This is a genomic window from Pseudomonas sp. TH37, from assembly GCF_016650735.1.
In the GTDB taxonomy this organism is placed as follows: Bacteria; Pseudomonadota; Gammaproteobacteria; order Pseudomonadales; family Pseudomonadaceae; genus Aquipseudomonas; species Aquipseudomonas farris.
Genome location: NZ_JAEKFD010000003.1, coordinates 136,334 through 162,710, shown reverse-complemented (window position 1 = coordinate 162,710; position 26,377 = coordinate 136,334). Strand labels below are relative to the sequence as shown.

The following is a 26,377-nucleotide window of genomic DNA, read 5'->3' as shown; positions in this document are numbered from 1 at the left end:
GCCTCGCTTCGCTCGACAGCTCCTACAGGTGTAAGCCTATCCATGTAGGAGCTGTCGAGCGAAGCGAGGCTGCGATCTTTTCAGCGAATCAATCGTCGCTGACGGTAATGTTCGGCATCGCCGGCGTTACCGCTTCCTGCAACACAATCCGCGCGCCGACATGGCGGGCCAGTTCCTGGTAAACCATCGCAATCTGACTGTCCGGCTCGGCGATCACCGTTGGCTTGCCGCCATCGGCCTGTTCGCGGATCAGCATCGACAGTGGCAACGAAGCCAACAGTTCGACACCGTACTGGTTGGCCAGCTTCACACCGCCACCCTCACCGAACAGATGCTCGGCATGTCCGCAGTTGGAGCAGATGTGCACGGCCATGTTTTCCACCACGCCCAGCACCGGGATGTTGACCTTGCGGAACATCTCCACGCCCTTGCGCGCGTCCAGCAATGCCAGATCCTGTGGAGTGGTCACGATTACCGCACCGGCCACCGGGACTTTCTGCGCCAGGGTCAGCTGGATATCGCCGGTGCCTGGCGGCATGTCGATAACCAGGTAATCCAGGTCGCCCCAGGCCGTTTGCGTGACCAGTTGCAGCAGGGCGCCGGACACCATCGGCCCGCGCCAGACCATCGGCGTGTTGTCGTCGGTCAGGAAGGCCATGGACATCACTTCAACGCCATGGGATTCAATCGGAATGAACCACTTCTGATCCTTGACCTTTGGTCGGGTACCTTCAGGGATGCCGAACATGATGCCTTGGCTCGGACCATAGATATCCGCGTCGAGAATCCCGACTTTGGCGCCTTCACGGGCCAGCGCGAGGGCCAGGTTGGCAGCGGTGGTGGATTTGCCCACGCCACCCTTGCCGGACGCCACGGCCACGACGTTCTTGACGTTGGCCAGCCCCGGAATCTGTGCCTGGGCCTTGTGCGCGGCAATCACACTGGTGATCTCGACGCGCGCGGTGACGACGCCGTCCAGGCCTTCGATGGCCAGTTGCAGCAACTGCGCCCAGCCGCTCTTGAACAGACCGGCGGCGTAACCCAGCTCCAGCTGGACGCTGACGCGATCACCCTGGATGTCGATGCTGCGCACGCACCCGGCGCTGACCGGGTCCTGGTTCAGGTAAGGGTCGGTGTATTGGCGAAGGACGGCTTCCACCGCTGCGCGATTGACGGCGCTCATGGGCAACTCCGATAGCAAGACTGGAAAATCAGGCGGGTATCCTAACCGTTCTACATCATAGACGGCATGCCCCACGATGATTTGTGGCAAACACATCCCTGTGCCTGGAGAGCATCCCTGTGGCGAGGGGGCTTGCCCCCGTTGGGTCGCGCAGCGGCCCCCTGCAATCTGTCAGACCGACCGAGTTGTCTGGATTCACGACTGCTTCGCAGCCGAACGGGGCGATGCGGCGTTCCGACAAGCCCCCTCGCCACAGGGGTGAAAAATATGCGCCGGCGCTTTATAGTGGCCGACCTCCGTTTCATCAAGTAGCCGAGCCCCATGTCCGAGCCACGCAAGATCCTCGTCACCAGCGCCCTGCCCTATGCCAATGGTTCGATCCACCTCGGCCATATGCTGGAGTACATCCAGACCGATATGTGGGTGCGCTTCCAGAAGCATCGCGGTAATCAATGCATTTATGTCTGCGCCGACGACGCCCACGGTTCGGCCATCATGCTGCGCGCGGAAAAGGAAGGCATCACCCCGGAACAACTGATCGCCAATGTCCAGGCTGAACACAGCGCCGACTTTGCCGAGTTCCTGGTGGACTTCGACAACTTCCACTCCACTCACTCTGAAGAAAACCGTGAGCTGTCGAGCCAGATCTACCTGAAGCTGCGCGACGCCGGGCACATCGCCACGCGCTCGATCACTCAGTACTTCGACCCGGAAAAGAAAATGTTCCTGGCCGACCGCTTCATCAAGGGCACCTGCCCGAAATGCGGCACCGAGGACCAATACGGCGACAACTGCGAAAAATGCGGTGCGACCTACGCGCCGACCGACCTCAAAGATCCGAAGTCGGCAATCTCCGGCGCCACCCCGGTGCTCAAGGACTCCCAGCACTTCTTCTTCAAGCTGCCGGACTTCCAGGAAATGCTGCAAGCCTGGACTCGCAGCGGCACGTTGCAAGAGGCCGTCGCCAACAAGATCGCCGAATGGCTGGATGCCGGCCTGCAACAGTGGGACATTTCCCGCGATGCGCCGTACTTCGGCTTCGAGATTCCCGACGAGCCGGGCAAGTATTTCTACGTGTGGCTGGACGCGCCAATCGGCTACATGGCCAGCTTCAAGAACCTCTGCGCCCGCCGTCCGGACCTGGACTTCGACGCGTTCTGGAGCAAGGATTCCACCGCCGAGCTGTACCATTTCATCGGCAAGGACATCGTTAACTTCCACGCGCTGTTCTGGCCAGCCATGCTTGAAGGCGCCGGTTTCCGCAAACCGACCGGCATCAACGTACACGGCTACCTGACCGTCAACGGCCAGAAGATGTCCAAGTCTCGCGGCACGTTCGTCAAGGCACGGACTTACCTGGATCACCTGTCGCCGGAATACCTGCGCTACTACTACGCCGCCAAGCTGAGCCGTGGCGTCGACGACCTGGACCTGAACCTCGAAGACTTCGTGCAGAAGGTCAACTCCGACCTGGTCGGCAAAGTCGTCAACATCGCCAGCCGTTGCGCCGGTTTCATCCATAAAGGCAACGCCGGTGTACTGGTAGCCGGCAACGCCGCGCTGGAACTGACCGACGCCTTCCTGGCGGCAGCGCCAAGCATTGCCGAAGCCTATGAAGCTCGCGACTTCGCACGTGCCATGCGCGAAATCATGGGCCTGGCCGACCGCGCCAACGCCTGGATCGCCGACAAGGCGCCGTGGTCGCTGAACAAACAGGAAGGCAAGCAAGATGAAGTCCAGGCCATTTGCGCCTTGGGCATCAACCTGTTCCGCCAGCTGGTGATTTTCCTCAAACCGGTACTGCCGCTGCTGGCCGCCGATGCCGAGGCATTCCTGAATGTCGCCCCGCTGACCTGGAACGACCACGCCACCTTGCTCAGCAATCATCAGCTGAACGAGTTCAAACCGTTGATGACCCGCATCGACCCGGTAAAAGTACAAGCCATGACCGACGCCTCGAAAGAAGACCTGACCGCCAGCGCAACCGACACCGGCGAAGCTGCACCCGCCGGCAACGGTGAACTGGCCAAGGATCCGCTGTCGCCAGAGATCGAGTTCGACGCCTTTGCCGCCGTAGACCTGCGCGTGGCGCTGATCGTCAAGGCCGAAGCCGTGGAAGGTGCCGACAAGCTGCTGCGCCTGACCCTGGACATCGGTGACGAGCAACGCAACGTGTTCTCCGGGATCAAGAGCGCTTACCCGGACCCGTCCAAGCTCAATGGTCGCCTGACCATGATGATCGCCAACCTCAAGCCCCGCAAAATGAAATTCGGGATCTCCGAAGGCATGGTGATGGCAGCCGGCCCTGGCGGTGAAGAAATCTACCTGCTGAGCCCCGACAGCGGCGCCAAGCCGGGTCAGCGCATCAAGTAAAGTTCTGCGGTAAATCGATCCCACAGTCGTGCCCGGCGCGACTGTGGGATTTTCATGTCTGGCCCACCCTCCTTCCTTGCCGGATAATGCCTAACCTTGTTAGACAGGCCTCCTTTTGCCGGCACGATCATGACCGAACTGCTTTTAACGCTTATCAGCGCTGCCCTGATCAACAACCTCGTGTTGCACTGGCCGCTGGGCGTCGATTCGGTGCTGGGCAGCGAGCGGCCGCAGGTCCACGCGCTGGGCATCGCGACAACGTGTCTGATGCTGATCGTCGGCACATTCGGCTATGCGCTCTATCATTGGCTACTGGTGCCGTTAGGGCTGACGTCGCTGCGTTTATTCGTGTTCCTGCCGTTGAGCGTTCTGCTGATCGGCCCACTGCTGAAACTGCTTTCCCGGTTATTGGCGAAGCTGTCATTCGATGGCCTCTGGCCCCTGCTGCTGGGGAATGCCGGCGTGCTTGGGCTGACATTGCTCAACGCTCAAGACGACAAGGGAATTTTCCACGCCATAGCCCTGAGCCTTGGCGCCGGGCTGGGTTTCTGGCTGGTGCTGAGTCTGTTCAGCGACTTGCGCCAGCGCACACTCGATAACGATATCCCCCTGCCCTTTCGCGGCCTGCCGATCGAGTTGATCGGCGCCGGATTGATCGCGGTGGTTTTTCTCGGATTCAGCGGGCTGATCAAAACATGAGTCTGATTCAACGCATCGACGCCCTCTTGCCGCAGACCCAATGCGGCAAGTGTGGCCACCCCGGATGCAAACCCTACGCCGAAGGCATCGCCAGCGGCGAGCCGATCAACAAGTGCCCACCGGGCGGCAGCGAAACCATCGCGGCCCTGGCCGACTTGCTGAAAGTGCCAGTGCTGGAACTGGACGTCAGTCGCGGTTCGGCACCCGCGCAGATCGCTTACATCCGCGAAGCCGAATGCATCGGCTGCACCAAGTGCATTCAGGCCTGCCCGGTCGACGCCATTGTCGGCGCGGCGAAATTCATGCACACGGTCATCGTCGACGAATGTACCGGTTGCGACCTCTGCGTGGCGCCCTGCCCGGTGGACTGCATCGAGATGCATCCGTTACCGCTGGCCACGGTGCTGCCGATTGTCGGCGGGTTGGCGTTCAGCCTGGAGGAACAACAGGCTCGGGCCGCCAAACGCAATCACGCGCGACGCCGTTTCGAACAGCGCAATGCCCGTTTGCATCGCGAAGAAGAACAGAAGCTAGCCGAACGCCAGGCCCGCGCCCAGCGCGCCGTGCAGCACAGCGAAGTGACGCTCGATCCGGTTCAGGCTGCACTCGAGCGTGTCCGCGCACAGAAGGCCGCCAATGCCGATGCGGCACTGAAAAAGGCCAAGGTCGATCTGGCGATGAGTCGGGCGCAGCTGAACAAATCGCTCAAGGCTTTCGGGCATCCGCCAACCTTCGAACAGCAATCGCAACTGATCGTGCTGCAACAGCAGTTCGAAGTCGCCGAACGGGCGCTGGCGCAACTGGAGAGCAGCGCACCGCCGGTTTCTACGCCACCTGCCCCGGCAAAAGATGCCGAGCTGAAACGGGCGAAGATCCAGCTGGCCATGCGCCGCGCCGAACTCAAGAAAGCTCAAACAAGCGAGGCGCCGGCCGAACAGATCGAAGCGTTGCAACATGCACTCAGCGAAGCCGAGCGTCAGGTGGATGCCTATGTCACCCCTTGAATCGGTGGACGAACGCCTTCAGCAAGCCATGAAGCTGGTATTGCTGGCCACCGTGCCGGGGATGCTGATGTTGTTCTGGCTGTACGGCTGGGGTGTATTGATCAACCTGATTCTGGCGGCGGCTACTGCATTGGCCGTGGAAGCGGCGGTATTGCAGCTGCGCAAGCAACCGGTAAAACCGACGCTGAGCGATGGCAGTGCACTGGTCAGTGCGACGCTGTTGGCGCTGGCCTTGCCGCCTTATTGTCCGTGGTGGCTGACAGTCAGTGCTGCGGCGTTCGGACTGTTTTTCGGCAAGCACTTGTATGGCGGCGTCGGCAAGAATCCGTTCAATCCGGCGATGCTCGGTTTCGCGCTGATTCTGGTGATGTTTCCCCAGCAAATGACCCATTGGCCGGCGTCCCATGGCATGGATTTGTTCGGGGGGTTGCAACAGGTGTTCGGCTTCAGCTTCGGTCAGGCGCCCGATGCGTGGGCCCAGGCCACGGCGCTGGACAGTCTGCGAATCAACAAAAGCCTGACCATGGAAGAACTGTTCGCCGACAATCCGGCATTCGGCCGTTTTGGCGGCCGAGGCGTGGAATGGGTCAACCTGGCGTTTCTGGCGGGCGGTGCGTTTCTGCTGCAACGGCGGGTATTCAGCTGGCATGCGCCGGTCGGCATGCTCGCCAGCCTGTTCATCATCAGCCTGTTGTGTTGGAACGGTACGGGCTCCGACTCTCATGGCTCACCACTGTTTCATCTGCTCACCGGCGCGAGCATGCTCGGTGCCTTCTTCATCGTGACAGAACCGATATCCGGCGCGAAAAGCCCCACTGCCCGATTACTGTTTGGCGCAGGCGTGGGGTTACTGACTTACCTGATTCGGACGTGGGGCGGATATCCGGATGGCGTGGCCTTTGCGGTCCTGTTGATGAACCTCTGTGTACCGGCGTTGGAGCGGTTTGCCGCGTCCAGACAGGAGCAGGTTGCCCGATGAACCGAGCGACGAGCGTTGTGATCCTGGTAGTGCTGGCAGGCCTGGGGATGGGCGCGACTTACCTCGTGCAGCACACCAGCGCCGCGCGCATTGCCGCCGAACAACACTTGATCGACAGCCGCCAGTTACTGGATCTACTACCGCCCGACAGCTACGACAATCAGCCACTGGAACACCCCCTCAGTCTCGAAAGCACTCGCCTGGCCAACAGCACACTGTTGGGTGGCTACCTGGCATCCAAGGCAGGCCAACCGAGCGCTGTGTTGCTGCGCAGCCAGACACTGGGCTACGCCGGCGCCATCGACTTGCTGATCGCCATCGACCCCCAAGGCACGTTAGTGGGGGTCAAAACCCTCAAGCAATCGGAAACCCCGGGGCTGGGCGGCAAGCTCGCCGACTGGCCCAATGCCTGGCTTCAGGTGTTTACCGGCAAGTCGCTAACCGACCCCGATGACAATGGCTGGGCCTTGAAAAAGGACCAAGGGCAATTCGATCAGATCGCGGGCGCGACCATCACCTCAAGAGCGGTGATCAATGCCACCCATGACGCGCTGCGCTACTTCGATGAACACCGGCAACCGCTGATCGGGAGCAGCGCTCATGAATAAGTCATCGACCCTGCAGAACTCGCTGATGCTGACGCCGCTGATCGGTGTTACTGATTCATTGGTAACAGCCCTGGGCCTGTGGCTGATGTTTGCTCTGGTACTCAGTGCTTACGGTGCGAGCATGGGCATCTTGCGCTCGCGACTGATTCCGGCAACACATTTGCTGGCATGCCTGCTGCTGGCTGCCACGCTGACCAGTTGCGCAGAACTTGCCACGCAAGCCTGGTCGCTCCAATGGCACCAGCATCTGGGTTTCTACGCAGGATTGATCGCTTTGCAATGCGTCGTACTGGAACACAACGGTTTTTTCCAGAGCCCACAGCGTGATCGACTGCGTCTGTGTGGCCTGTTCGGCGCCTTGATGGTGGGCCTTGGCCTGCTGCGCGAGTTCATCGGCAACGGGACACTCGCTAGCCATTTGTCCTGGATGGCCGGCGTCACGCAACCGGACTGGCAAGGCTGGACGCTGATCGCCGACGGTGGCCTGCATCTGGCCACGCTGGCCCCTGGCGGGTTTATTCTGCTGGGACTGTTGATCGCCGCACATCAAGCCTGGACCCGCCGCCCGGCGGCCCCCCATTGACCGCCTTCGAGGAAACGCATCGCCCATGAATGCCGCAAAACGTCTTGAAATTTTCCGCAGGTTTCACGAAGACAATCCTGAACCGAAGACCGAACTGGCCTACTCCTCACCGTTCGAATTGCTGATTGCCGTGATCCTCTCGGCGCAGTCGACCGATGTCGGCGTGAACAAGGCCACCGCCAAACTGTTCCCGGTGGCCAACACGCCAGCGGCGATCCATGCCTTGGGCGTCGAAGGGCTGTCTGAGTACATCAAGACCATCGGCCTGTTCAACAGCAAAGCGAAAAACGTGATCGAAACCTGTCGCATGTTGGTGGAGCTCCATGGAGGTGAAGTGCCACAGACCCGCGAGGCACTGGAGGCATTGCCCGGCGTCGGTCGCAAGACCGCCAACGTGGTGCTCAATACCGCCTTTCGTCAGCTGACCATGGCCGTGGACACCCATATTTTCCGGGTCAGTAACCGTACCGGCATTGCTCCGGGCAAGAACGTGGTCGAGGTGGAGCAAAAACTGATGAAATTCGTGCCGAAGGAATATCTGCTCGACGCTCATCACTGGCTGATTCTTCATGGGCGCTACGTTTGCCTGGCCCGCAAGCCCCGTTGTGGCAGTTGCCGGATCGAGGATTTGTGCGAATACAAGCAAAAGACCTCGGACGATTGAGGCTCTATTAGTTTTTTTGATTGATCGATTGAAAAAATCTTTTTTACCCGCCGGGAAATTGTCGATATAAGGAGCGCCAAAGGGCAGCCTTAGCCTGGAGTTAACCTTATGAGCACTGGCAAAGAGCAATTGGACGTAGAAGACGACTTCACCCCCGTTGAGGCCGATGACGCAGAGCCGGTAGTGGAAGTGGCAAAGACCAACCTGAGCAAACGCCGCACCATCGACAATCTGCTGGAGGAGCGCCGACTGCAGAAGCAATTGGCCGATTACGATTTTGACTTATGACACTTAAAAGCCTCCCGAAACGGAGGCTTTTTACTAAGTGCCGCCCCCTGATAAACGCCCGTTCATCGCGCTTCGTCAAACGCTGGCAGCTTCATACCAGGCCATTGCGCTGAGCCAATTCGATCAGGTCGACCAGTGAGCGAGCATTAAGCTTTAACAGCAAACGGGTTTTGTAAGTACTGACAGTTTTATTGCTGAGGAACATTCCATCGGCGATCTCCTTGTTTGTCTTTCCTCGGGCCAACTGTTGCAGGACCATCATTTCCCGCCCGGACAAACGATCCACCATATCGGTTTCACTGGCGTTCCCAAGACTGGAACGCACGGTATGCAGAGCCTGATTAGGAAAGTAGCTGTAGCCTGATAACACGGCCTTTATTGCACTGAGCAATTCAGTGAGATCCTGTTGCTTGCAGACATATCCCGCGGCACCCGATTGCATGCAACGCATGGAAAAGTGCCCTGGCGCCTGGGACGTCAATATCAGTACTTTAAGAGGCATCGCCGTCGACGTCAGGCGCGCGATAACTTCTAACCCATCCAGCTTCGGTATCCCAATATCCAATATGACAATATCCGGCATAAGATCACGGGCAAGTTGCAATGCGTCCACACCATTATCTGTTTCTGCAATGACTTCGTAGCCATGACGTTCCATTAGCATACGTACCGCAAGACGAATGACGGGGTGATCATCCACGATCAGCACTTTATTCATGGGCAAGTCCAATTTTCGCTGTTCGAATTTTTAGAGCCCGCACCATAGCCTAGTCGTTTCACCCATGGCATGCCGTCACCCCCGGCCACTCGCAGCGAGAGACATGGCCTACAAACAACACGGATTATTCCTACAAAAAATCATTGCACATCATGAGTCATGAGATTGCTACTAGCCGAACGCTGCTCAGCACTTCGACAATTTTTTTGTATCGACTTACAACCAGAAAAACACAAGAACAGGGTTTGATACTAGTAATCCGACAGACTTCGACTATTGAGCTACCCTCAAAAGTAACGAGCATTTGCCAGCCCCTGTGCAAGTCGCACTCGAACGACTTATGAAAGCTCACATACAGCAACATTTAACCGGCGGAATAAACCTATATAACTTTAAAACAAATAAACAGCCATACCTGAACCAAGAACAATACAGCTACTATAACAACCAATATCACTCAGCAAGAAAGGAGCACAACATAACAACAGAGAAAATCTCATTCACTCATTATCACCCTGAGATCCACACCCACAAACAAATCGAGAAGAAATAATATCTCATGAGCAGAAGACATGATAAAACTCAAAAAAAGAATCACCAACCCCATGACAATCATTGCAATATTTGCAGTACTGTCTGAAACATCGGCTGCTGTATCCCTCCCCTTCCTCGACAACAAGGAGAAAGAACTCTATGTCTGGTTTCTGATTAGTTTTCCCTTTTATTTGCTTTTTCTTTTTTTCGTCACACTAAACTTCAACTATCGATCACTTTACGCGCCCTCCGACTTCAATAAAGGGAAGCACTTCATGAAAGTCATGGACAACGCCAACCAGTCAGGAAACGACCCTTCCTGGGTACCACCAGAAAGCTCGACCCAACACCACGTACGTTTGCCCGAGCACTTAAAAGACCTGCATATCATTGATACACGCTGGATGAACAACAAAATGGCCTTCAGCGCCCTGGTGGAGAGAATTCAGCGAGCACAGGAAAATCCTGCGCAAGTGATCGTATTTCTCACCTGTGCCGAGTCGGAGACGCTGCTGAAGGAAAGTGCGCTCCGGCTTACAAAGCACACCAGGAAACGCAACGGCGCAACGTTCTGCATTGCTTACAATTTGAATTCACACGGCCTGACGATGATTGGTCAAAATCTTTACAGGCACACAGCAGCCAGCTCTTGAAGAGCCACAGAAGAAGGAAGCGAGGAAAGGAACAAGAAGAAAAGCTGAATACGCAGTGTACGACAGGGTATCCCTCTTTCAGATATGTGGCCTCAACGAGGCCACACATCCATTACCGACTCAAAGGTCTCAGAAAAGCTTCCGGCCTTTGTTCGCCGCGATACGCATGCGCAAGGCGTTGAGCTTGATGAAGCCCGCCGCATCGGCCTGGTTGTAGGCGCCGCCATCTTCCTCGAAGGTCGCGATGTTGGCGTCGAACAACGACTCGTCGGACTTGCGGCCGGTGACGATCACGTTGCCCTTGTACAGCTTCAGGCGCACTACGCCGTTCACGTGGACCTGGGAAGCGTCGATCATCTGTTGCAGCATCAGACGCTCAGGGCTCCACCAGTAACCGGTGTAGATCAGGCTGGCGTATTTCGGCATCAGCTCGTCTTTGAGGTGAGCCACTTCGCGGTCCAGGGTGATCGATTCGATCGCACGGTGAGCGCGCAGCATGATGGTGCCACCCGGGGTCTCGTAGCAGCCACGGGACTTCATGCCCACGTAACGGTTCTCGACGATATCGAGACGGCCGATACCGTGTTCGCCACCGATACGGTTCAAGGTCGCCAGCACGGTGGCCGGGGTCATTTCGACGCCGTCCAGTGCGACGATATCGCCGTTACGGTAGGTCAGTTCCAGGTATTGCGGCTTGTCTGGAGCGTTCTCCGGGGAGACGGTCCATTTCCACATGTCTTCTTCGTGCTCGGTCCAGGTGTCTTCCAGCACGCCGCCTTCATAGGAGATGTGCAGCAGGTTGGCATCCATCGAGTACGGGGATTTCTTCTTGCCGTGACGCTCGATCGGGATGTTGTGCTTTTCAGCATAATCCATCAGCTTTTCACGGGAGAGCAGGTCCCATTCGCGCCACGGAGCGATCACTTTCACGCCTGGCTTCAAGGCGTAGGCGCCCAGTTCGAAACGAACCTGGTCGTTGCCCTTGCCGGTCGCGCCGTGGGAAATGGCGTCAGCGCCGGTTTCGTTGGCGATTTCGATCAAGCGCTTGGCGATCAACGGACGAGCGATGGAAGTACCCAGCAGGTACTCACCTTCGTAAACGGTGTTGGCGCGGAACATCGGGAACACGAAATCGCGCACGAATTCTTCGCGCAGATCGTCGATGTAGATTTCTTTTACGCCCATGGCCTGTGCCTTGGCGCGGGCCGGTTCGACCTCTTCGCCCTGACCCAGGTCAGCGGTGAAGGTCACTACTTCACAGTTATAAGTATCCTGCAGCCACTTGAGGATCACCGAAGTGTCCAGGCCGCCGGAATACGCCAGAACGACCTTGTTTACGTCCGCCATGCCATCACTCCACGGGGTTCTACGGAAAGCCGTCAAGTCTAACGCTCATGCAGAATAATTTACAGAGGCGCGACAGCTTATGACGACGAAGCGACAGATTATGTCGAGCGAGCGACGATTTCAGCAGGTTCAGGAGGCCTTCGCGGTGCCCGCGGAAGCGGTGGCTTGCGACGCCGGTTGCTCGGTCGGCGCTACCCGTTCGAGGCGCACGGCAACCCGGCGGTTCTTCGCCCGATTGGCGGCATTGTTGTTCGGCGCCAGAGGATAGCGCTCACCGTGAAAACGCAGGGTGATCTGCGATTCCTGAATACCATTGGCTTTGAAGAAATCCATCACGGCCAGCGCCCTGCGTCGCGACAGTTCGCGGTTGGTCAGGCGGTTGCCGCTGTTGTCGGAATGGCCGTCGAGCTCAATGTGATTGACCGTCGGATCGGCTTTCATGAATTCCAGCATGACCTGCAAATGGGCCTTGGCTTGGGCATCGAGATCGATGCCCTCCCCCGGAAAGCCGACTTCGGATTGCTTCACCTGCTCGAAATTCTGCGGCAGCAACTTGGCCACGCAACCCTGATAGTCACTGTAGGCCTTGCTGAATTTGACCGGCAGCAGACGGACTTCAGATACCCGACCGTCGCCCGAGGAGTGTCGAACGACCGGGCTGCGACCGTCCATCAACCCACTGATCAGGCGCCCGGCCTGAACTTGCGAGCTGTTGAACAGCACGTTGCCACTGCCGATCCGCACCGAGCCCAGGTTGATGTCGCCACGCCCCGGCTGCCATGGCGCAGCGGCCGCCAGCAAAGTCGCGGAACCGCCACCGATCACCGAGTTGTAGGCCTTCAAGCGAAATGTCGCCTGCTCGCCGGCACGACGCACGAACTCCCCGGAGCCGAAATCGGTAATGGGTTGAGTCAGGCGGCATTCGAACTTGTCACCCTCGACCGTCCACTCAATGCTCTCCAGACGGGTCTGGAAAGTGAGCGCCATCGCAGGAAGGCTGGCAAACACACTGAGCAAGGCTAAATAACGCTGGCGCACGGGAGGCTCCACTGGCTTCTGCAACAAAAAGACCGACACACATATTTACGGCGTACCTGTTGGATATCGGAAGCTTGCTGCAAAACTTGATAGCGAGTGCCTGGAAGAGTCTTTTCCGGTAGCATTCCCCTGAGTTTGACCCGCCTGGAATCCCCTCATGTCCGACCGCCTGACCCTGCTGCGTCCCGACGACTGGCATATTCATCTTCGCGATGGTGCTGTATTGACCAATACCGTCGCGGATGTCGCGCGCACCTTTGGTCGCGCCATTATCATGCCCAACCTGGTACCGCCGGTGCGCAACGCTGCTGAAGCCAATGGCTATCGCCAGCGGATTCTCGCCGCACGCCCGGCCGGCAGCCGTTTCGAACCGCTGATGGTTCTGTACCTGACCGACCGCACTCAACCCGAAGAGATTCGTGAAGCCAAGGCCAGCGGTTTCGTCTACGCCGCCAAGCTGTACCCGGCCGGCGCGACCACCAACTCGGATTCTGGCGTCACCAGCATCGACAAGATTTTCCCCGCACTCGAGGCCATGGCCGACGTCGGGATGCCTTTGTTGGTTCACGGTGAAGTCACCCGTGGCGATGTCGACGTTTTCGATCGCGAAAAAATCTTCATTGATGAGCACATGCGCCGGGTGGTCGAGCGTTTCCCGACCCTCAAAGTGGTGTTCGAACACATCACCACCGCTGACGCCGTGCAGTTCGTCAACGAGGCTTCGGCCAACGTTGGCGCAACCATCACCGCGCATCACCTGCTGTACAACCGCAACCACATGCTGGTGGGCGGGATTCGGCCGCACTTCTATTGCCTGCCGATCCTCAAGCGCAATACCCATCAGGAAGCCCTGCTCGACGCCGCCACCAGTGGCAGCGACAAGTTCTTCCTCGGCACCGACTCGGCGCCCCATGCCCAGCACGCCAAAGAAGCGGCTTGCGGCTGTGCCGGTTGCTACACCGCTTATGCCGCGATCGAGATGTATGCCGAAGCCTTCGAACAGCGCAACGCGCTGGACAAGCTCGAAGCTTTCGCCAGCCTCAACGGCCCGCGCTTCTACGGCCTGCCGGTGAACACCGATCGCATCACCCTGGTCCGCGACGAGTGGACCGCCCCAACCAGCCTGCCGTTTGGCGAGCTGACCGTAATCCCGCTGCGCGCCGGTGAAAAACTGCGCTGGCGCCTGCTGGAGGAACACGCGTGAGTGAAGACCATTTCGACGACGAACAGGACGGTAATGGCGGCGGAGGTGGTTCCCGCCATCCAATGGCAGCCAGGTTCCGTGGTTACCTGCCGGTCGTTGTCGACGTAGAAACCGGTGGCTTCAACTCGGCCACCGATGCCCTGCTGGAAATCGCCGCCACCGTGATCGGCATGGATGAAAAAGGCTTTGTGTACCCTGAGCACACCTATTTCTTTCGGGTCGAACCGTTCGAAGGCGCGAACATCGAAGCGGCAGCCCTGGAGTTCACCGGGATCAAGCTCGATCACCCGTTGCGCATGGCCGTGAGTGAAGAAGCGGCCCTGACCGATATCTTCCGCGGTGTGCGCAAGGCTCTGAAGGCCAACGGTTGCAAACGGGCGATTCTGGTCGGGCACAACAGCAGCTTCGACCTGGGCTTCCTCAACGCCGCTGTCGCGCGCCTGGACATGAAACGTAACCCGTTTCACCCGTTCTCCAGCTTCGACACGGCGACCCTCGCCGGTCTGGCTTACGGTCAAACCGTATTGGCCAAGGCCTGCCAAGCAGCGGATATCGACTTCGACGGTCGCGAGGCCCACTCGGCCCGCTACGACACCGAGAAGACGGCTGATCTGTTCTGCGGCATCGTCAATCGCTGGAAACAAATGGGCGGCTGGGAAGACTACAACGACTGATCCGTCACTGATCTGAGGCGAGGGAGCTTGCTCCCTCACCACAAGTGAACAGCATGGGTTTATCCCGCCCATAAAAAAACCGGCCTTATCAGCCGGTTTTTTTATGCCTCGAACGTGCCTTACAGCGCAGCAGCGTTCTCGGTCAGGTAAGCCGCAACACCTTCGGTGGAAGCGGTCATGCCTTTGTCGCCTTTTTTCCAGTTGGCAGGGCAAACTTCGCCGTGCTCTTCGTGGAATTGCAGAGCGTCGACCAGACGGATCAGCTCTTCGATGTTACGGCCCAGCGGCAGATCGTTGATGATCTGCGAGCGGACAACGCCTTTGTCGTCGATCAGGAACGCGCCACGGAAAGCCACGCCGCCTTCGGACTCAACGTCGTAGGCCTTGGCGATTTCGTGCTTCAGGTCGGCCGCCATGGTGTAGCGAACTTCGCCGATGCCACCATTGTTGACCGGGGTGTTGCGCCAGGCGTTGTGGGTGAAGTGCGAGTCGATCGAAACGGCTACCACTTCCACGTTGCGTGCCTTGAAGTCAGACATGCGGTTGTCCAGAGCGATCAGCTCGGACGGGCAAACGAAGGTGAAGTCCAGTGGGTAGAAGAACACCAGGCCGTATTTGCCTTTGATGGCCGAGGACAGGGTGAAGCTGTCTACGATTTCGCCATTGCCGAGTACGGCCGGTACGGTGAAGTCAGGGGCTTGTTTGCCTACGAGTACGCTCATTGGATATCTCCTGGTGTAATAACGGTGAAGAACAGGGTTCGTATCAGCCTGCCACCCTCAGGCGACAGCCCTGTGACACGATCCCCCTTCGCAAAAGGCCGACCATCATACACCGCGTTTTTGGCCTGTCCTCAACGGTTTTTTCTGGAAGGTAAAAAGGCCGCGGCTATATTTTCCTCATGGAAGGCTGAGAAGAAGCCGTTCGTCAGTCACACGCCCTTATGACGAAAACCTTCAGAAACCACTTTGACAATCATTCTCGTTAACATTAAGATCCATCGCAATTGAGTCACAACCAGCGACGGTTCTCACTTATGTATGTCTGCCTCTGCACTGGCGTCACCGACGGTCAAATCCGCGATGCAATCTATGAAGGTTGCTGCAGCTATCGGGAAGTACGTCAGGCCACCGGCGTTGCCAGCCAATGCGGTAAATGCGCCTGCCTTGCCAAGGAAGTGGTCCGTGACACCCTGGGTAAAGTGCAATCGGCCCAGGCGGCGATCCCCTACCCTGCAGAATTTACCGCCGCATAACTACCGTATTTCAAAGAACCGGACTTGATGTCCGGTTTTTTTATGTCTGGAAATCAATCGCTTAGGCACTAGACGCGGAACACAAACATTCTTATTCCGATTAATTTTCATTTAAGTTTCAATAACTTAGGTTTGACACTCTTAATTACGCGGCTCAAACTCTGCCTTTATAGACAGCTAATACAGGGCAGGACCCCATCATGAAAGGCGACATTACAGTCATCCAGCATCTCAACAAGATCCTTGCCAATGAGCTGGTCGCGATCAATCAATACTTTTTGCATGCACGCATGTATGAAGATTGGGGCCTGAACAAGCTCGGCAAGCACGAGTACCACGAATCCATCGACGAGATGAAGCACGCGGACAAGCTGATCAAGCGCATCCTGTTCCTTGAAGGCCTGCCGAACGTCCAGGACCTGGGCAAGCTGCACATCGGCGAACACACCAAGGAAATGCTTGAGTGCGACCTGAAGATCGAACGCGACGGCCATGCCGACCTGAAAGTCGCTATCGCTCACTGCGAAACTGTCGGCGACTTCGGTAGCCGTGAACTGCTCGAAGACATTCTGGAATCCGAAGAAGAACATATCGACTGGCTGGAAACCCAACTGGGCCTGATCGATAAAGTCGGTCTTGAGAACTATCTGCAATCGCAGATGGGCGAAGAGTAAATGCTACGCCGCTAATCGCGATGCAATAAAAAACCCCGCTCTCTTTTAAAGAGGCGGGGCTTTTTAATGACCGAATTTCAGGCTCACCCTAAAACAAATGTGGGAGCGGGCTTGCTCGTGAAAGCGGTAGGTCAGTCAACTTATCTGTTGAATGTTATACCGCCTTCGCGAGCAAGCCCGCTCCCACACACAGCGAATCAGGCGTCGGTCTTGTTGGCAGCAGCAGCTTCAACAGCGGCTTTGATCGTCGCTTGCAACGAACCGTCGGCAGCCATTTCAGTCATGATGTCGCTACCGCCGACCAGTTCGCCGCCGACCCACAGTTGCGGGAAGGTTGGCCAGTTGGCGTACTTTGGCAGGTTGGCGCGGATTTCCGGGTTCTGCAGGATGTCCACATAGGCAAACTTTTCGCCACAGGCCATAACAGCCTGAGCGGCTTTCGCGGAGAACCCACACTGTGGGGCATTCGGCGAGCCTTTCATGTAAAGCAGAATGGTGTTGTTGGCAATCTGCTCTTTAATCGTTTCGATGATATCCATGGAGCACCTCGGCTGAACTTTCCGACTCAGTGGTCGGCACGGTGGCGCATTGTAACGGAAACCCGAGCGCCATGCTCGGCCTCCCCGACAGTCATGTTCACGCCGCCGCCACGGTCACTGGTACGCCATTCAACGCCGCATTGCCCGACAACTCATCGAGCTGACATTCGTCAGTCAGGTCATTGGCGCTGGAGCCGGGTTGACCGCTGGCAATCGTCATCTGCACACCCGGTCGCGCATGACCCCAACCGTGAGGAAGGCTGACCACACCTTTCATCATATCCAGGCTGGCGACCACTTCAACCTCGATCACACCGACCCGCGAACTGACGCGCACCCGCTGCCCATCGCTGAGCCCCCGGCTGGCCAAGTCGTCCGGGTTCATCAGCAGTTGATGGCGCGGCTTGCCCTTCACCAGACGGTGATAGTTGTGCATCCATGAGTTGTTACTACGCACATGACGGCGGCCGATCATCAGCAGCTCATCGGCGGCCGGTGCTTGCAATGCCGCGAAGCGCGCCAGGTCGGCGAGGATCTCGACAGGCGCTGCCTGGACTCGCTGATTGGCCGTTTTCAGGCGTGGCGCCAGGTTGGGTTTAAGCGCGCCCAGATCGATACCGTGAGGATGATCGAACAAGGTCGCCAGCGACAACTTGTGTTCCGAAGCGTCGCCATACAGGCCCATCCGCAGCCCTCGGTCGATCATCTGCGCCGGCGCGATGGTCGGTTTCAGTTCCTTGCCGGTCTTGGTCGCAAAGGCTTTGGCCAGCCCCACGAAGATCTCCCAGTCATGCAGCGCACCTTCCGGCTTGGCGAGGATCGCCCGGTTGAAGCGGGTGACGTTGCGCACCGCGAACATGTTGAACGTGGTGTCGTAATGATCGTTTTCCAGCGCCGAAGTCGACGGCAGGATCAGGTCGGCATAACGCGTGGTTTCATTGATGTACAGGTCGACACTGACCATGAACTCCAACCCGTCCAGTGCCTGCTCCAATTGCCGGCCATTAGGCGTGGACAGCACCGGATTACCCGCCACGGTGATCAGCGCGCGGACCTGCCCTTCCCCTTCGGTGAGCATCTCTTCGGCCAGCGCCGATACTGGCAGTTCTCCAGCGTATTCCGGACGTCCGGACACGCGACTCTGCCACCGGTTGAAATGCCCGCCCGAGGTCGATGCCACCAGATCCACCGCAGGCTCGGTGCACAGCGCACCGCCCACCCGATCGAGGTTACCGGTGACCAAATTGATCAATTGCACCAGCCAATGGCACAGGGTGCCGAAAGCCTGAGTCGAAACGCCCATGCGGCCGTAGCAGACCGCTGTCGGCGCTGCCGCGAAGTCCCGTGCCAGTTGACGGATCTGCTCGGCGGGCACCGCGCACAGCGGGCTCATGGCTTCGGTGGTGAAACCTGCGATCGCCTCACGCACTTCGTCCAGGCCGTCGACCGGTAAGTGACTGTCGCGGGTCAAGCCTTCGGCGAACAAGGTATTGAGCAGCCCGAACAACAGCGCCGCATCGCCACCGGGGCGCACGAACAGATGCTGATCGGCAATCGCCGCCGTTTCGCTGCGACGCGGATCGACCACCACTACTTTGCCGCCCCGGGCCTGAATCGCCTTGAGGCGCTTCTCTACATCCGGCACGGTCATGATGCTGCCGTTGGAGGCCAGTGGATTACCGCCCAGGATCAGCATGAAATCGGTGTGATCGATGTCCGGAATCGGCAACAGCAAGCCGTGGCCGTACATCAAGTGACTGGTCAGGTGATGGGGCAATTGATCGACCGACGTCGCGGAAAACCGGTTGCGGGTTTTCAACAGACCGAGGAAGTAATTGCTATGGGTCATCAACCCGTAGTTGTGCACGCTGGGGTTGCCCTGATAGACCGCCACCGCGTTCTGCCCGTGACGCTCCTGAATCGCCGCCAGGCGTTCGGCCACAAGACTGAAGGCATCTTCCCACTCGATAGGCTGCCACTCGCTGCCCACTCGCAGCATCGGCTGACGCAGGCGATCCGGATCGTTCTGGATGTCTTGCAGGGCAACCGCTTTGGGGCAGATATGCCCGCGGCTGAAGGTGTCTTGGGGGTCACCCTTGATCGAGGTGATCTGTACGCCGCTGCCTTCGACCTCGGTGGTTTCGATGGTCAGGCCGCAGATGGCTTCACACAGGTGGCACGCACGGTGATGGAGAGTCTTGGTCATGGCCAGTCTCTGTTTTGTTCTGGGCGGGCAATATCGGCCGCGGGAACAAAACTATGGCGCGCGACTCGCCCCTTTGCCAGCGACGTTCGTCTTGTGAATCGGCGACCATCAGGCCAGCCGATGACAGCAAGGGATCAGTTCGGCGGCAGACTCGGCGGCGCCTGCAACTGGATCTCCTCGATGGTTTCGATCTGCTCGTGGGCAACATGCACGCCGGTGAGCTCGCCGATCAGCCGCCAATGCTCGTCGAGCCCGGCGCTGATGGTGGCCATGCGGTCGATCATGCGCCGGCCGGCCACCTTCGTGATTTCGTCTTCACTACGCATCAGCTCGAAAGACATCGAGGTCATGGAAGCGGTGAGGTGAGTCAGGGAGCGGGCCGTAAGGCCGAGTAGCTCCATTAACAGTTGTTCTTTCGATTCCATTCCTGAGGCTTCCTGCGTCACTCGTGCTCTAGTTATAACCCAGCACTTTGCTTTAGCAAATATTTCGAACAAGACACATTGCCCGCCAAAGGCCCGAATGACAGGTCAAAAACCGACCGCCAGCGTGTCGCCCGCGCCCTGTTTGATTGCCAAGCCCGGCGAGCGCGGTGTACAAATGGATAGCTGCTGTCAGGAAACAGGCTTCAAAAGCGCTACTGCGGTCACCCGTAGCCCCTCTGAAATCCTCTAAACACCGTAGCCCATTGGAAAAACGCGACATTTAATGTCAATATCGCGCCTTCCCCTATTTCGTCGCCCCGTGCGGCTTACGCCGCAGGTCTCGCCCGTTTTTCAGTTAAACAAGGCTTTGAGTATCTGCGGTCTGTTGCAAAAAGGTAGTCAATGATGAGCGCAAGGCACTTTCTCTCCCTGATGGATTGCACGCCCGAAGAGCTGGTCAGCGTGATCCGTCGAGGCGTTGAGCTCAAAGACCTGCGTAACCGCGGCGTACTGTTCGAGCCTCTGAAAAACCGCGTGCTCGGGATGATTTTCGAGAAATCGTCGACCCGCACCCGTATTTCGTTCGAAGCCGGCATGATCCAGCTCGGTGGGCAGGCGATCTTCCTGTCGCCACGCGATACCCAACTGGGTCGCGGCGAGCCGATCGGCGACTGTGCCATCGTCATGTCGAGCATGCTCGATGCAGTGATGATCCGTACCTTTGCCCACAGCACCCTGACCGAATTCGCCGCCAACTCCCGCGTGCCCGTGATCAACGGCCTGTCCGATGACCTGCACCCGTGCCAGTTACTGGCCGACATGCAAACCTTCCTCGAACACCGCGGTTCGATTCAAGGCAAGACCGTGGCCTGGATCGGCGATGGCAACAACATGTGCAACAGCTATATAGAAGCGGCGATCCAGTTCGACTTCCAGTTGCGCATCGCCTGCCCGGAAGGTTACGAACCCAACCCTGAGTTCGTGGCTAAAGCCGGCGATCGGGTGACCATCGTCCGCGATCCGCAGGAAGCCGTGCACGGCGCGCACCTGGTGAGCACCGACGTCTGGACCTCCATGGGCCAGGAAGAGGAAACCGCCAAGCGCCTGAAGTTGTTCGCACCGTTCCAGGTCAACCGTGCCCTGCTCGACCTGGCCGCGCCGGACGTGCTGTTCATGCATTGCCTGCCGGCCCACCGTGGTGAGGAAATCAGCCTCGACCTGCTCGACGACTCGCGCTCGGTGGCCTGGGATCAAGCCGAAAACCGTCTTCATGCGCAAAAGGCCTTGCTCGAATTCCTCGTCCCGCCTTCGTACCACCACGCATGAGCCAGCCATTACTGCTGAACCTGCGCAACCTGGCCTGCGGTTACCAAAACCAGCGGGTTGTGCAGAACCTCAACCTGCATTTGAATGCCGGCGATATCGGTTGCCTGCTGGGGTCTTCGGGCTGCGGCAAAACCACCACCCTGCGGGCGATTGCCGGTTTTGAACCGGTGCACGAAGGCGAAATCCAGCTGGCGGGCGAGACCATCTCCAGCGCTGGTTTCACCCTCGCCCCGGAGAAGCGCCGGATCGGCATGGTGTTCCAGGATTACGCACTGTTTCCGCATTTGAGCGTGGCCGAGAACATCGCTTTCGGGATCCGCAAGCACCCGCAAAAGGATCGCATCACCGAAGAGCTGCTCGAACTGGTCAACCTGAAAAACCTCGGCAAGCGCTTCCCTCATGAGTTGTCCGGTGGTCAGCAGCAACGTGTCGCCCTCGCCCGCGCCTTGGCGCCGGAACCGCAGCTGCTGTTGCTCGACGAACCGTTTTCCAACCTCGACGGCGAATTGCGACGCAAGCTCAGCCATGAAGTACGCGCCATTCTCAAGGCTCGCGGCACCAGTGCGATTCTGGTGACCCACGATCAGGAAGAAGCCTTCGCGGTCAGTGACCATGTGGGGGTTTTCAAGGAAGGTCGCCTGGAGCAGTGGGACACGCCCTACAACCTCTATCACGAACCCCTTACGCCATTCGTGGCCAGTTTCATTGGCCAGGGTTACTTCATTCGCGGTCAGTTGAGCAGCCCGGAGTCGGTACAGACCGAGTTGGGTGAATTGCGCGGCAACCGTGCCTACACCTGGCCAATCGGTTGTGCCGTGGATGTGTTGTTGCGTCCGGACGATATCGTCTATGCGCCGGACAGCCCACTGAGGGCGCAGATTGTTGGCAAGAGCTTCCAGGGCGCATCAACCCTGTACCGCTTGCAGTTGCCTACGGGCGCGCAGCTGGAGTCGATTTTCCCGAGCCATGCCGATCATCTGGTCGGTGCTGAAGTAGGCATTCGGGTGGCGGCTGAACACCTGGTGCTGTTTCAGGCGAACGGCAGCACGGCGGCGCAGATCCCGGTGATCGAATCCGGTGTTCGGCGGTACAGCACCGCCAGCTGACACCAGAATCTGTAGGAGCGAGGCTTGCCCGCGAAGGCGTCGTGTCAGTCAATGATGATGTCGACTGACACGGCGCCTTCGCGGGCAACTCGGATCGCCGCACCGCTCGCTCCTACAAAAAATCATCCGAGCAATAATTTGCCGCTTGCGACCAGCGTCGCATTCCCGCCAATACTCACCCGATCCCCTTCCAGCTGGCAAAACAACTCCCCGCCCCGTGCCGAACACTGATAAGCCGTCAGACTCGACTTGCCCAAGCGTTCCGACCAATACGGAATCAGGCTGCAATGGGTCGACCCGGTCACCGGGTCTTCGTTGATGCCGATTGCCGGGGCAAAGTATCGCGACACAAAATCATGCTTGTTGCCCTTGGCCGTCACAATGGCGCCCAGCCACGGCAGTTTTGCCAGCGCAACCATGTCCGGCTGACAATCGAGCACCGCTTGCTCGGACTCCAGCACCACGAACAATTCTTTCGAGCCCAGCACATCAACCGCTTTCACACCCAAGGCGCGCTCGATATCCAGGGTCACGCCCACTTCCGTCGGCACGATGACCGGGAAATCCAGCCACAAGCGCTCGCCCTCACGGCTGACACTCAGCAGGCCGGACTGGCAGATGAAGTCCAGCCGTTCGACCGGTTCCTTATAGATTTCAAACAGAACATAGGCGCTGGCCAGGGTCGCATGGCCGCATAACGGGACTTCGGTGGTCGGGGTAAACCAGCGGATGTGCCAAACGGCCCCCTCACGTACCAGAAACGCGGTTTCGGCGAGGTTGTGTTCGGCGGCGATTTTTTGCATCAACTCATCGTCGAGCCAGGTATCGAGCCGGTACACCATCGCCGGGTTGCCACTGAACGGCCGATCACTGAACGCGTCGACCTGATGAAACTCTAGCTGCATGCCACATCTCCCTTTTTTAGGTCGACGAGCATGCAGCCACGAAGAGCCCTTCACCAGTGACAGAACCAATCAATTTCCACCATACAGGGCCGGGCTGAACGCCCGAGACCCTCTACTCAGGCGCGACCGATATCGGCGAACTTCGCCTGGGTGTGTTCGGCCAACACGGCGGGCGCCAGTTCAACTTCCAGACCACGCCGTCCGGCGCTGACGAAAATGCTGGAAAAAGGCTGGGCTGAACGGTCAATAAAGGTACGCAGGCGCTTCTTCTGCCCGAGCGGGCTGATGCCGCCCAACAGATACCCCGTCGAACGCTGTGCAGCCGCGGGGTCGGCCATTTCGACTTTTTTTACGCCAGCGGCATGCGCCAGCGCCTTCAAGTCCAGACTTCCGACGACCGGCACCACCGCCACCAACAACTCTCCCTTCTCGCTGGCCGCCAACAATGTCTTGAACACCTGAGCCGGGTCCAACCCCAGTTTTTCCGCGGCCTCCAGACCATAGGACGCCGCCTTTGGATCATGTTCGTAACTGTGCACGCGATGTTCGGCACGAACTTTTTTCAACAAATCCAATGCGGGGGTCATGGCAGCTCCAAGCTTGGCGGCAGAAGAAAAATACTGCGCAGGATTCTAGGTCATTGATCGATAAAAGGCTCTATTACAACGCCATTTCAATAGCTTGGCCGGCCTTCGGTGCCGCTCGTCCACGGTCGGCCTGCCTGATGAACGATGCGGTCATTCACGTGACTAATAGTTGAAATGTGACCGACAGTTCACTTTCGACCTTTGACAGCAGCGTTTCTTGTCTATATTTTTTCGAATCTGAATACTGTACGAATGTCTCACCGCAGCACCCAGCAGTAAGCCGAGCACAGGATGGGGATTCTGCCTTGGTGAAAATCGCGCTTTGACCTTGATGAAAAAGCGCCAGACAACAACAAAAACGAGGTTTTCAATGACAACTGCTTTACAACAACCGTCGCTCTCGAGCCAATGCATGGCCGAGTTTCTGGGTACTGCACTGCTAATCTTTTTCGGTACCGGCTGCGTTGCCGCGCTCAAGGTGGCGGGTGCCAGCTTCGGACTGTGGGAAATCAGCATCATTTGGGGGGTGGGCGTCAGTATGGCGATCTACCTCACCGCCGGCGTTTCCGGCGCGCACCTCAATCCTGCCGTGAGTATCGCGCTGAGCATTTTCGCTGACTTCGAAAAGCGCAAACTGCCGTTCTATATCCTCTCCCAGGTGGCCGGCGCCTTCTGCGGGGCCTTGTTGGTTTACACGCTATACAGCAATCTTTTCTTCGATTTCGAACAAACTCACCAAATGGTTCGTGGCACCCAGGCCAGCCTTGAATTGGCTTCGGTGTTCTCCACCTTCCCGAACCCGGCCCTGACCACAGCCCAGGCCTTTTTGGTTGAAGTGATCATCACCGCCATCCTGATGGGCGTGATCATGTCGCTGACCGACGACAACAATGGCCTGCCCAAAGGGCCGCTGGCGCCGTTGCTGATCGGCCTGCTGATTGCAGTGATCGGTAGCTCGATGGGCCCGTTGACCGGTTTCGCGATGAACCCGGCCCGCGACTTCGGTCCTAAACTAATGACTTTCTTCGCAGGCTGGGGTGAAATTTCCTTCACTGGCGGACGCGATATCCCGTACTTCCTGATCCCGATTTTTGCACCGATTGTTGGTGCCTGCCTCGGTGCTGCAGCTTATCGCGGGCTGATTGCCCGTCATCTGCCCAGCGCCATACCTGCTACAAAGGATGCAGCACCGGCCATTGACGGCAAACCAAGAACGTCTTGAAACCGTTGGCGCGTGATCCTGCCCATGTGGTCCCGCGCCTGACCTCACTTCCTATTTTTCGTCCAAGGCAATCGACATGACCGACATACAGAATAAGAACTACATCATTGCCCTCGATCAGGGTACGACCAGCTCCCGCGCGATCATTTTCGACCGTGACGCGAACGTGGTCTGCACCGCCCAGCGCGAATTCGCGCAGCATTACCCGCAAGCCGGTTGGGTCGAACATGACCCGATGGAAATCTTCGCCACCCAAAGCGCCGTGATGGTCGAGGCCTTGGCTCAAGCCGGCCTGCATCACGATCAGGTCGCGGCCATCGGCATCACCAACCAGCGCGAAACCACCGTAGTCTGGGACAAGACCACCGGCCGCCCGATCTACAACGCGATCGTCTGGCAGTGCCGCCGCAGCACCGAAATCTGCCAGCAGCTCAAGCGCGATGGCCACGAGCAATACATCAGCGACACCACTGGCCTGGTCACCGACCCGTACTTCTCCGGCACCAAACTCAAGTGGATCCTCGACAACGTCGAAGGCAGCCGTGAGCGTGCGCGCAAGGGTGAACTGCTGTTCGGCACCATCGATAGCTGGCTGATCTGGAAATTTACCGGCGGCAAAGTGCACGTCACCGACTACACCAACGCCTCGCGCACCATGCTCTTCAACATCCACACGCTGGAGTGGGACGCCAAGATGCTGGAAGTCCTCGACATCCCGCGCGAGATGCTCCCGGAAGTTAAGTCCTCGTCCGAAATCTACGGCCACACCAAAAGCGGCATCGCCATTGGCGGTATTGCCGGCGACCAGCAGGCGGCCCTCTTCGGCCAGATGTGCGTCGAACCAGGCCAGGCGAAAAACACCTACGGTACCGGTTGCTTCCTGCTGATGAACACCGGCGACAAAGCAGTGAAGTCCAAACACGGCATGCTCACCACCATCGCTTGCGGCCCGCGCGGCGAAGTGGCCTACGCCCTCGAAGGCGCGGTATTCAACGGTGGCTCCACCGTGCAGTGGCTGCGTGACGAGTTGAAAATCATCAACGACGCCCACGACACCGAATACTTCGCCAACAAGGTCAAGGACAGCAACGGCGTGTACCTGGTGCCGGCCTTCACCGGTCTGGGCGCTCCGTATTGGGACCCGTATGCCCGCGGCGCGCTGTTCGGCCTGACTCGCGGCGTACGCGTGGATCACATCATTCGTGCCGCGCTGGAGTCGATTGCCTACCAGACCCGCGACGTCCTGGACGCCATGCAGCAGGACTCCGGCGAACGCCTCAAGTCCCTGCGCGTCGACGGCGGCGCAGTTGCAAACAACTTCCTGATGCAATTCCAGGCCGACATCCTCGGCACTCAGGTCGAGCGCCCGCAAATGCGCGAAACCACCGCATTGGGCGCGGCTTACCTGGCGGGTCTGGCGTGTGGCTTCTGGGGCAGCCTGGACGAGTTGCGCGGCAAGGCAGTGATCGAGCGCGAGTTCGAACCGACGCTGGACGAAACCGCGAAGGAAAAACTCTACGCTGGCTGGAAGAAAGCTGTCAGCCGTACTCGTGATTGGGAACCGCACGAAGGCGCTGAATAAG

27 protein-coding genes are annotated in these 26,377 nt (G+C 58.3%); 17 read left to right on the top strand and 10 right to left on the bottom strand.

The window, feature by feature from the left end:
- Window positions 1-88: 88 nt before the first annotated feature.
- The gene (apbC, locus tag JFU11_RS09995; protein ID WP_123719345.1) at window positions 89-1,183 is read right to left on the bottom strand and encodes an iron-sulfur cluster carrier protein ApbC; all 1,095 of its coding nucleotides are present in this window, start codon (window positions 1,181-1,183) and stop codon (window positions 89-91) included.
- A gap of 321 nt (window positions 1,184-1,504) precedes the next feature.
- On the opposite strand from apbC, the gene metG reads away from it, so the two are divergent.
- From metG to JFU11_RS09955, 8 genes are all read left to right on the top strand, one after another.
- On the top strand, window positions 1,505-3,556 hold the full coding sequence (metG, locus tag JFU11_RS09990; protein ID WP_201060534.1) for a methionine--tRNA ligase: 2,052 nt from the start codon (window positions 1,505-1,507) through the stop codon (window positions 3,554-3,556).
- Between the two features lie 129 nt (window positions 3,557-3,685).
- Window positions 3,686-4,255 (top strand): Rnf-Nqr domain containing protein, encoded by a 570-nt coding sequence (locus tag JFU11_RS09985; RefSeq protein ID WP_123719347.1) that lies wholly within the window; start codon window positions 3,686-3,688, stop codon window positions 4,253-4,255.
- Window positions 4,252-5,259 (top strand): electron transport complex subunit RsxB, encoded by a 1,008-nt coding sequence (gene rsxB, locus JFU11_RS09980; protein ID WP_201060533.1) that lies wholly within the window; start codon window positions 4,252-4,254, stop codon window positions 5,257-5,259. The genes JFU11_RS09985 and rsxB overlap by 4 nt, the downstream gene beginning before the upstream one ends.
- Entirely contained in the window at window positions 5,246-6,238 is a 993-nt protein-coding gene (locus JFU11_RS09975; protein ID WP_201060532.1) for an RnfABCDGE type electron transport complex subunit D, read from the top strand. The genes rsxB and JFU11_RS09975 overlap by 14 nt, the downstream gene beginning before the upstream one ends.
- The gene (locus tag JFU11_RS09970) at window positions 6,235-6,846 is read left to right on the top strand and encodes an RnfABCDGE type electron transport complex subunit G (protein ID WP_201060531.1); all 612 of its coding nucleotides are present in this window, start codon (window positions 6,235-6,237) and stop codon (window positions 6,844-6,846) included. Before JFU11_RS09975 ends, JFU11_RS09970 begins: the two co-directional genes overlap by 4 nt.
- Complete coding sequence (locus JFU11_RS09965; protein WP_123719351.1) at window positions 6,839-7,429, top strand: Rnf-Nqr domain containing protein; 591 nt, start codon at window positions 6,839-6,841, stop codon at window positions 7,427-7,429. Before JFU11_RS09970 ends, JFU11_RS09965 begins: the two co-directional genes overlap by 8 nt.
- 25 nt (window positions 7,430-7,454) lie before the next feature.
- Window positions 7,455-8,093: an endonuclease III gene (nth, locus tag JFU11_RS09960; protein ID WP_052966146.1), complete on the top strand. Its 639-nt coding sequence runs from the start codon at window positions 7,455-7,457 to the stop codon at window positions 8,091-8,093.
- Between the two features lie 108 nt (window positions 8,094-8,201).
- A complete protein-coding gene (locus tag JFU11_RS09955) occupies window positions 8,202-8,381 on the top strand; it encodes a hypothetical protein (protein ID WP_007898493.1) in 180 nt (59 codons plus the stop codon).
- Window positions 8,382-8,472: 91 nt separating this feature from the next.
- Here JFU11_RS09955 and JFU11_RS09950 read toward each other — a convergent pair whose 3' ends face one another.
- Window positions 8,473-9,099, bottom strand: coding sequence for a response regulator transcription factor (locus JFU11_RS09950; protein WP_201060530.1), 627 nt, complete (start codon window positions 9,097-9,099; stop codon window positions 8,473-8,475).
- 572 nt (window positions 9,100-9,671) lie between these two features.
- On the opposite strand from JFU11_RS09950, the gene JFU11_RS09945 reads away from it, so the two are divergent.
- Window positions 9,672-10,286, top strand: a complete 615-nt coding sequence (locus tag JFU11_RS09945; protein ID WP_123719353.1) for a hypothetical protein — start codon at window positions 9,672-9,674, stop codon at window positions 10,284-10,286.
- 129 nt (window positions 10,287-10,415) lie between these two features.
- Here the strand turns inward: JFU11_RS09945 and JFU11_RS09940 are convergent, their stop codons facing one another.
- Window positions 10,416-11,633 (bottom strand): argininosuccinate synthase, encoded by a 1,218-nt coding sequence (locus JFU11_RS09940; protein ID WP_123719354.1) that lies wholly within the window; start codon window positions 11,631-11,633, stop codon window positions 10,416-10,418.
- A 129-nt stretch (window positions 11,634-11,762) separates the two neighbouring features.
- On the bottom strand, window positions 11,763-12,671 hold the full coding sequence (locus tag JFU11_RS09935) for an OmpA family protein (protein ID WP_123719355.1): 909 nt from the start codon (window positions 12,669-12,671) through the stop codon (window positions 11,763-11,765).
- A gap of 157 nt (window positions 12,672-12,828) precedes the next feature.
- On the opposite strand from JFU11_RS09935, the gene pyrC reads away from it, so the two are divergent.
- Both pyrC and rnt read left to right on the top strand, forming a co-directional pair.
- Window positions 12,829-13,875 carry a dihydroorotase gene (gene pyrC / locus JFU11_RS09930; RefSeq protein ID WP_201060529.1) on the top strand — a complete coding sequence of 349 codons (1,047 nt, stop codon included), beginning with the start codon at window positions 12,829-12,831 and terminating at the stop codon, window positions 13,873-13,875.
- A complete protein-coding gene (rnt, locus tag JFU11_RS09925; protein ID WP_007898509.1) occupies window positions 13,872-14,549 on the top strand; it encodes a ribonuclease T in 678 nt (225 codons plus the stop codon). The genes pyrC and rnt overlap by 4 nt, the downstream gene beginning before the upstream one ends.
- Window positions 14,550-14,668: 119 nt before the next feature.
- Here rnt and JFU11_RS09920 read toward each other — a convergent pair whose 3' ends face one another.
- On the bottom strand, window positions 14,669-15,271 hold the full coding sequence (locus JFU11_RS09920; protein WP_007898510.1) for a peroxiredoxin: 603 nt from the start codon (window positions 15,269-15,271) through the stop codon (window positions 14,669-14,671).
- Between the two features lie 314 nt (window positions 15,272-15,585).
- Here JFU11_RS09920 and JFU11_RS09915 point away from each other — a divergent pair, with 314 nt between their 5' ends.
- Window positions 15,586-15,804, top strand: coding sequence for a bacterioferritin-associated ferredoxin (locus JFU11_RS09915; protein ID WP_123358041.1), 219 nt, complete (start codon window positions 15,586-15,588; stop codon window positions 15,802-15,804).
- Between the two features lie 200 nt (window positions 15,805-16,004).
- Window positions 16,005-16,478, top strand: coding sequence for a bacterioferritin (gene bfr / locus JFU11_RS09910; RefSeq protein WP_019651359.1), 474 nt, complete (start codon window positions 16,005-16,007; stop codon window positions 16,476-16,478).
- Window positions 16,479-16,675: 197 nt separating this feature from the next.
- Here the strand turns inward: bfr and grxD are convergent, their stop codons facing one another.
- The 3 genes from grxD to JFU11_RS09895 all read right to left on the bottom strand — a co-directional run bounded on the left by grxD (window position 16,676) and on the right by JFU11_RS09895 (window position 19,648).
- Complete coding sequence (gene grxD, locus JFU11_RS09905) at window positions 16,676-17,017, bottom strand: Grx4 family monothiol glutaredoxin (protein WP_007898513.1); 342 nt, start codon at window positions 17,015-17,017, stop codon at window positions 16,676-16,678.
- A gap of 97 nt (window positions 17,018-17,114) precedes the next feature.
- Window positions 17,115-19,223: a molybdopterin oxidoreductase family protein gene (locus tag JFU11_RS09900; RefSeq protein ID WP_123719357.1), complete on the bottom strand. Its 2,109-nt coding sequence runs from the start codon at window positions 19,221-19,223 to the stop codon at window positions 17,115-17,117.
- A gap of 134 nt (window positions 19,224-19,357) precedes the next feature.
- Window positions 19,358-19,648 carry a hypothetical protein gene (locus JFU11_RS09895; RefSeq protein ID WP_201060528.1) on the bottom strand — a complete coding sequence of 97 codons (291 nt, stop codon included), beginning with the start codon at window positions 19,646-19,648 and terminating at the stop codon, window positions 19,358-19,360.
- 405 nt (window positions 19,649-20,053) lie between these two features.
- Between JFU11_RS09895 and argF the strand changes: the two genes are divergently transcribed.
- Together argF and JFU11_RS09885 are read left to right on the top strand one after the other, a co-directional pair.
- The gene (argF, locus tag JFU11_RS09890) at window positions 20,054-20,974 is read left to right on the top strand and encodes an ornithine carbamoyltransferase (RefSeq protein ID WP_201087383.1); all 921 of its coding nucleotides are present in this window, start codon (window positions 20,054-20,056) and stop codon (window positions 20,972-20,974) included.
- Window positions 20,971-22,080 carry an ABC transporter ATP-binding protein gene (locus tag JFU11_RS09885; protein WP_123719359.1) on the top strand — a complete coding sequence of 370 codons (1,110 nt, stop codon included), beginning with the start codon at window positions 20,971-20,973 and terminating at the stop codon, window positions 22,078-22,080. The genes argF and JFU11_RS09885 overlap by 4 nt, the downstream gene beginning before the upstream one ends.
- A 122-nt stretch (window positions 22,081-22,202) precedes the next feature.
- Here the strand turns inward: JFU11_RS09885 and JFU11_RS09880 are convergent, their stop codons facing one another.
- Entirely contained in the window at window positions 22,203-22,985 is a 783-nt protein-coding gene (locus JFU11_RS09880; protein WP_201060526.1) for a PhzF family phenazine biosynthesis protein, read from the bottom strand.
- Window positions 22,986-23,101: 116 nt separating this feature from the next.
- Window positions 23,102-23,572: a Cys-tRNA(Pro) deacylase gene (ybaK, locus tag JFU11_RS09875; RefSeq protein ID WP_123719361.1), complete on the bottom strand. Its 471-nt coding sequence runs from the start codon at window positions 23,570-23,572 to the stop codon at window positions 23,102-23,104.
- A gap of 370 nt (window positions 23,573-23,942) precedes the next feature.
- On the opposite strand from ybaK, the gene JFU11_RS09870 reads away from it, so the two are divergent.
- Entirely contained in the window at window positions 23,943-24,794 is an 852-nt protein-coding gene (locus JFU11_RS09870) for an MIP/aquaporin family protein (RefSeq protein ID WP_123358047.1), read from the top strand.
- Window positions 24,795-24,870: 76 nt separating this feature from the next.
- Window positions 24,871-26,376 (top strand): glycerol kinase GlpK, encoded by a 1,506-nt coding sequence (gene glpK, locus JFU11_RS09865; protein ID WP_007898522.1) that lies wholly within the window; start codon window positions 24,871-24,873, stop codon window positions 26,374-26,376.
- Window position 26,377: the final 1 nt, after the last annotated feature.